We start from the raw sequence: 6,000 nt of genomic DNA, 5'->3' as shown, positions 1-6,000 counted from the left end.
CGTTGGCGTTGGCGTTGGCGTTGGCGCTGGCGCTGGCGCGCCCACGCGCTTAGTCGAAAGGCATCGCCGCCACGTCCGCCTGTCCACGCAGCAGCGCCACGCTCTCATCCGCATCGATCAGCACGAAACCGCTCGTCTCGTGTTTTGCGCGCCGCTTCGCCAGCGCCGCGACGGACGCAATTTCCTCGCTGCTCTAAAGCGACGGCCCCTCGTCCGACTCGACGCGCACGCAGCCGATCGCCATCGTCACGAAGTCGAAGAAGGTCGGATTGCCGCGCCTGTCTTCACCGTGGATGCCGCCGGCCAGCCGGTCGGCGGGTGCGTAGAAGCGCTGCGCGCCTTCGTTGAACAGGTGGATCGCGCGCAGTACGCGGTCCTGCCAGTCATCGCTCTGGAACAGGATCAGGAAGTCGTCGCCGCCGACGTGACCCAGGAAATCGCGGGTCGGGTCGCAGACGTCGGCGAGTACGGCGGCGGCGAATTTCAGGACTTCATCGCCCTGCCAGTAGCCGTACTGATCGTTGAAAGGCTTGAAGTGGTTCAGATCGACGTAGCACGCGCAGAAGCCCGAGTCGTTCCCCAGCAGGCGGGCTATGTGCGAACTGATCGGGATGTTGCCCGGCAGGAAGGTCAGTGGGTTCGCGTAGCGCGCCGCTTCGATGCGCACTTCAGTCACCGCGCGCACCAGCTTCTCGCCGGTGCCGAGACCGGCGTATTTGCCGTCGTTGTCGGTGATGACAAAGCCGTCGGCGAGATAGCGCTGGTCGTCGCTCGCGAGCAGCTTGGCCATCTGCTCGACGGTCATCGATTGCTCGATGATCACCGGCGATGCGTTCGCAAACAGCAGGCACGGCCGCTTGCCGAATAGCTCGCGATGGTAAGGCAGCGCGTAGCGGTCCATGAAGCTGCGGCGATTGATCAGCGCGACCGGTTCGTCGTGCTCGACCACCGCCACTGCATGCAGATCGGGCAGGTGGTTGAACAGTTCTAACACGTCGTTGTTGGTCGCGTGGCGCGGTAGCGCCGGCGCATGCACCATCATCTTCGCCGACGCCATGCCGCCCGACGGCGACGCGCTGCTCACCGTGCGCGTGTTCTCCGGGAACACGGCGATGTGACCCGCGCGCAGTGCGTCGCGCGCGTCGTCGGTGACGCGGCGGGCCGGCTGGGCATGGGGCCGGCCGAAGAAATACCCCTGTCCGCAGCCGATCCCCATGTCGCGCACCACGATCAGATCCGCTTCGTCTTCAATGCCTTCGGCCACCAGCCGTGCGCCGCTTGCGCTGGCGAAGTGCTGCATGGCGCGCACGGCTTCGAATTTGAGCGAATCGCCGGAGATGCCGTGAATAAAAAAGCGGTCGATCTTCACGACGTCCGGTTGCAGGCGCACCCAAAGATTCATGCTCGCGTTCGCGGTGCCGTAATCGTCGAGCGCGAATTGCGCGCCCGCCATGCGCAGCGACGAAATCACCGGCAGGAAGCTGGCGACATCCAGAATCGTGCTTTGCTCGGTCAGCTCGATCACGATTCGTTGCGGATCGACGCCGCGATGACGCAGTAGCGCGAGCGTGTCGTCGAGCGCTGCGGCCAACTGGCGGATCGCGCCGGCGCTGAAGTTGAGAAACAGCTTGCCGTCGAAATCGAGCCTTGCGAACGCGTCGATGCAGGTGCGCGCGGCGGCCTGTTCGAGCTCGAGCGCGCAGCCTTCGGCGAGCGCCTGCGAAAACAGGGCGAATGGCGCTTCGAGCGGTGTGCCGGCCGGCCCACGGATCAACCCTTCGTAACCGAGGACCGCGCCGTCGTCGAAATCGATGATCGGCTGGAATACGGCGGACAAGTCACGCCGGGCGATCAACTCATCGATACGCGGCGTAGCGGACCGGGAGGGCGAACGAGGTTGCATGGCAGTTGGGCGTGGCGATCGACCTTCGTCTTATCGACCCATCCGGCCTGGAATTAAGTGAACTTTTAGTGAAGCGACGCACCGGAGTGGTGCGTCGCGACCTTGGGCCCGCTGCCGACTGGTTTTGCCGCGGTCAGGACTTTGCCTATGCCATCCGGCCGAGGCGACAGCGACGGCGTTTGAGCGTGAAATAACAAAAAAGCCGCACGAGGCGGCTTTCTTCAAATGACGCTCAGGGAGGGCGCTTATGAATGTCCTGTTTGCATTGCGCGCGTATTCAATGGCGCACGACAGCGGCGGCGGGCCGCTCGCGCGAGGCGGTGTGGGTTTCGCCACTGGTGTCGCGAGCACCCCAGCGCTGCGCGAGCGCGGCGCACACCATCAGCTGGATCTGGTGGAACAGCATCAGCGGCAAGACCACCGCGCCCACTGCGTGCGAGGCGAAAATCACCTTGGCCATCGGTACGCCGGCAGCGAGGCTTTTCTTCGAACCGCAGAAGATGATCGTGATCTGATCGGCACGGCTAAACCCGAGCCGTTTGCTGACGAAGATCGTCAAGGCCAGCGCGAGCGCGAGCAGCACAACGCAGATCAACAGCAGGCCGCCGAGCGCGGACAGCGGGATCTGGTGCCACAGGCCCTCATTGACGGCCTCGCTGAACGCGCCGAACACCACCAGCAGGATCGAGCCCTGGTCGACGAACTTCAGCACGCCGCGATTACGCTCGATCCACTTGCCGATCAACGGGCGCAGCAACTGCCCGGCCACGAACGGCACCAGCAGTTGCAGAACGATGTTGCCCACCGTGTGCCACGGCGAGGCGCCGCCGCTCGCAGCCTGATTGGTGACAACGAGGCTGACGAGTGCGGGAGTGATGAAGATACCCAGCAGGCTCGAGGCCGACGCGCTGCACACCGCGGCCGGCACATTGCCTTTAGCAATGGACGTGAACGCGATAGACGATTGAACCGTCGACGGCAGCGTGCAGAGGAAGAGGATCCCCGCGTAGAGCGCCGGCGTGACAAGTGGCGAAAGGAGCGGCTTAAGCGCGAGGCCGAGCAGCGGAAACAGCGCGAACGTGCTGAGCAGCACTACCAGATGCAGGCGCCAGTGCGTCGCGCCCGCAACGATCGCTTCGCGTGAGAGCTTGGCGCCGTGCAGGAAAAACAGCAGGCCGACCGCAATGTTCGTCACCCAGTTGAACCCGACGGCGGCTTGCCCGTGAACCGGCAGGAGGCTGGCAAGGATCACGGTGCTCACGAGGCACAAGGTGAAATTGTCGGGAAGCAGTTTCGGGCGAGCCATGGCGGAATCTCAATTCGGTGATGCGGAAAGCAGGGCGCGCGCGAATGCGCCGCCTCAAGCTATGGAAAACGACTATTGTTGTTGAAAATTGATTGAATATGCAAATTCATTTGCCGAATCGATTAATGAGCTTCGTGCATTAAGTTGCTGCATCGACCGCCTTCAGCCAATGCCCACGGCCAATTCCAGTATTGGCGACCGTCTCTGTTTGGTCCACTGCCGTTTTGACAATCCGGCGAAAATTCCGGTTGAAATTCGTCATACGCAAGCACGTTTAGCGGGTCTCGATATAGCCGCGCAATCAAGCTGTTTCAAGGCTTTCGCGCAAGGGCCTTGTCGCGGAAAAACGTCGCAGTAACAAGGTGTTACAACAGCGGTCGAGGCCTAACACTTTTTGGCTCGACACCCTTTGCCTGCACCCATAAATTACTGCTCAAAGGCCATCGGGATGCCTCGCGCCGCGACAGATACGCAGCGCTCGTGCCGGTCCCAGAACAAGTCCATCGCAGCTCGAACGGTGGGCTTCAGGCAGGTCTTCGGGCATGTGAGTCACTTGGTGGACGGGTTCTCGAGAACGAAGCACTGGGCGTTGGGCGCGGTTATCGCTGCGCTGTGTTCGTTCGCCTACGCGAAAGTGCCGGGCATGCCGCACGGCGGCGGTGGTGACGGTTACTCGCATGCCGCTGCGGGGCACGCCATGCGCGGTGATGCGCGCAACGGCGGCTATTACTATGGCGCCGCCAATGTAAGCCCGGCTCGCAATAACGTGGCCGGCAGCTACGGCAACGGCTTTGGTGGCTACAACCTAGGTATGCGCCGGGTTGCCGGACCGGGCGGATATCCTAACGAGGGCCGCAGCGGGATGCAGTACGCCGGCGCTATCACCCCTGTCAGCGCCGAATCGCGCGCAGTGCCGCGGCCGCCGCCCAACGCACCGGTTCGCGCCGGTTCGATTCGCGCCGATGTCGCCCGCTACAACGAAGAGCGCGGCTCCTCGCGTTCAATGCAGCGCCAGACGGACGATCCGCGTCAGCAGGAAGGTTTGCCGTACCGTAACTAAACACCCCTCTTCGTCTCACCGAACTCCCCTCCCACGCTTCGCCGAATCCGCCTTTCCGGCATTCAAGCCGGCTTGCGGCGGCATCTCACCTCGCTTCCGTCCAAAAAGCCCGTGTCAATGTGACGTTTCGACGCCACACTTTTTTGAAAACATTCGGCAACAAACCGTCTCCCGTCGTCAAATTTGGTGGAATTTGCCGCGACGCGTCATCCGCATGTCATCTGAAGCGTTATCACCCGGTCGGGTGCCATGTCAGTAACGTTTTGCGCCGGACCGCAAGGTCCGCGGCGATGCGGTGACTACGGACGCAGCCAGTGCTTTATCAGGCCGATAAGTGACAAAACTAATCAGATCGCTATACCCGCAATAAGCCACGATATTTTTGTCCATAAAAATGGTCCGCAAAGATGGTCTCGCCCAGATTGGCTCGATGATCGAACGGACAACAACAATTCGCGCGAGCTCCCCCTTTCGCACAGCCACACCTTTTTGACAAAGACAGGAGAACCCATGAAAACAAGCATCAGCAGTGCGCTGAAGACCACCCTCAAGGCAACCGCGTGTGCCGCCCTGCTGGCCGCCAGTGCATCGTCTGCTTTTGCGCAATCGAGCGTGCAACTCTACGGTCAGGTCGACGAATGGGTCGGCGCGCAGAAATTCCCGGGGGGCAAGACGGCTGTCCAGGTGTCCGGCGGCGGCATGTCGACGTCGTACTGGGGATTGAAGGGGGCTGAAGATCTGGGCAACGGCTACAAGGCGATCTTCGCGCTGGAGGGCTTCTTCCTCGCGCAGAACGGCCAGTACGGCCGTTTCACAGGCGACACGATGTTCTCGCGTAACGCGTATGTCGGTATCGAATCGCCGTACGGCACGGTGACGGCAGGCCGTCAGACCACGCCGCTGTTCGTGTCGACGATTCTGTTCAATCCGTTCGTCGACTCGTACCAGTTCTCGCCGATGGTATGGCATACGTATCTCGGCCTCGGCACGTTTCCGACCTACTCGACCGATCAGGGCGTGACCGGCGACTCGGGCTGGAGCAACTCGGTGTCGTACGCATCGCCGAACTTCAACGGCCTGTCCGCGACGGCGATGTATGCGCTCGGCAACACGGCGGGTGAGAACGGTTCGAAGAAGTGGAGCGGGCAGGTGCTGTATTTCCACGGCCCGTTTGCGGCGACCGCGGTGTACCAGTACGTGAACTTCAACAGCGTGCCGGGCGACCTCGGCAGCTTCAGTACGTCGGGCGTTCCGGGCCTGAAGAGCCAGAGCGTCGCGCAAGTCGGCGCGTCGTACGACATGAAATTCGTGAAGTTCTATGGCCAGTACATGTACACGTATAACCAGCAGACCGTTTCGAGCTGGCACGTGAATACGGGGCAGGGCGGCGTGACGGTACCGGCCGGCCCGGGCTCGGTGATGGCGTCGTACGCCTATTCGCGCGACGGTGGCGGCTTCAACCAGACCCGTCAAACGGCTTCGGTCGGCTACGACTATCCGCTGTCCAAGCGCACGGATATCTACGCGGCCTATATGTACGACAAGATCAGCAGCCAGTCGAGCGGCGACACGTACGGCGTAGGCCTTCGCGCGAAGTTCTAAGCGTCTCGGGTCAAGGCGGGCGGCGCCTGCAAGCAGGTGCCGCGTGACGCCAACTCTGCCGAACCAGGCAACGCCTGCAAAGCCCACTTTCTTCGGAAGGTGGGCTTTGTCGCTTGTGGCGCCCGCTTC

At 62.2% G+C, this 6,000-nt stretch carries 3 protein-coding genes and 1 pseudogene; 2 read left to right on the top strand and 2 right to left on the bottom strand.

The window, feature by feature from the left end; translation table 11 throughout:
• Nucleotides 1-49: 49 nt before the first annotated feature.
• Nucleotides 50-1,903: pseudogene (locus VFE81_RS19750) on the bottom strand (EAL domain-containing protein).
• Nucleotides 1,904-2,180: 277 nt separating this feature from the next.
• Nucleotides 2,181-3,209, bottom strand: a complete 1,029-nt coding sequence (locus tag VFE81_RS19745; protein WP_325046209.1) for a bile acid:sodium symporter family protein — start codon at nt 3,207-3,209, stop codon at nt 2,181-2,183.
• A 556-nt stretch (nt 3,210-3,765) separates the two neighbouring features.
• Here VFE81_RS19745 and VFE81_RS19740 point away from each other — a divergent pair.
• Nucleotides 3,766-4,269 carry a hypothetical protein gene (locus tag VFE81_RS19740; protein WP_325046208.1) on the top strand — a complete coding sequence of 168 codons (504 nt, stop codon included), beginning with the start codon at nt 3,766-3,768 and terminating at the stop codon, nt 4,267-4,269.
• 510 nt (nt 4,270-4,779) lie between these two features.
• Complete coding sequence (locus VFE81_RS19735) at nt 4,780-5,871, top strand: porin (RefSeq protein WP_325046207.1); 1,092 nt, start codon at nt 4,780-4,782, stop codon at nt 5,869-5,871.
• Nucleotides 5,872-6,000 lie beyond the last annotated feature (129 nt).

This window comes from Paraburkholderia sp., from assembly GCF_035656215.1.
GTDB lineage: Bacteria > Pseudomonadota > Gammaproteobacteria > Burkholderiales > Burkholderiaceae > Paraburkholderia.
Note: the sequence above shows the minus strand (reverse complement) of the source record. Positions and strands in the feature narration are given on the sequence as shown.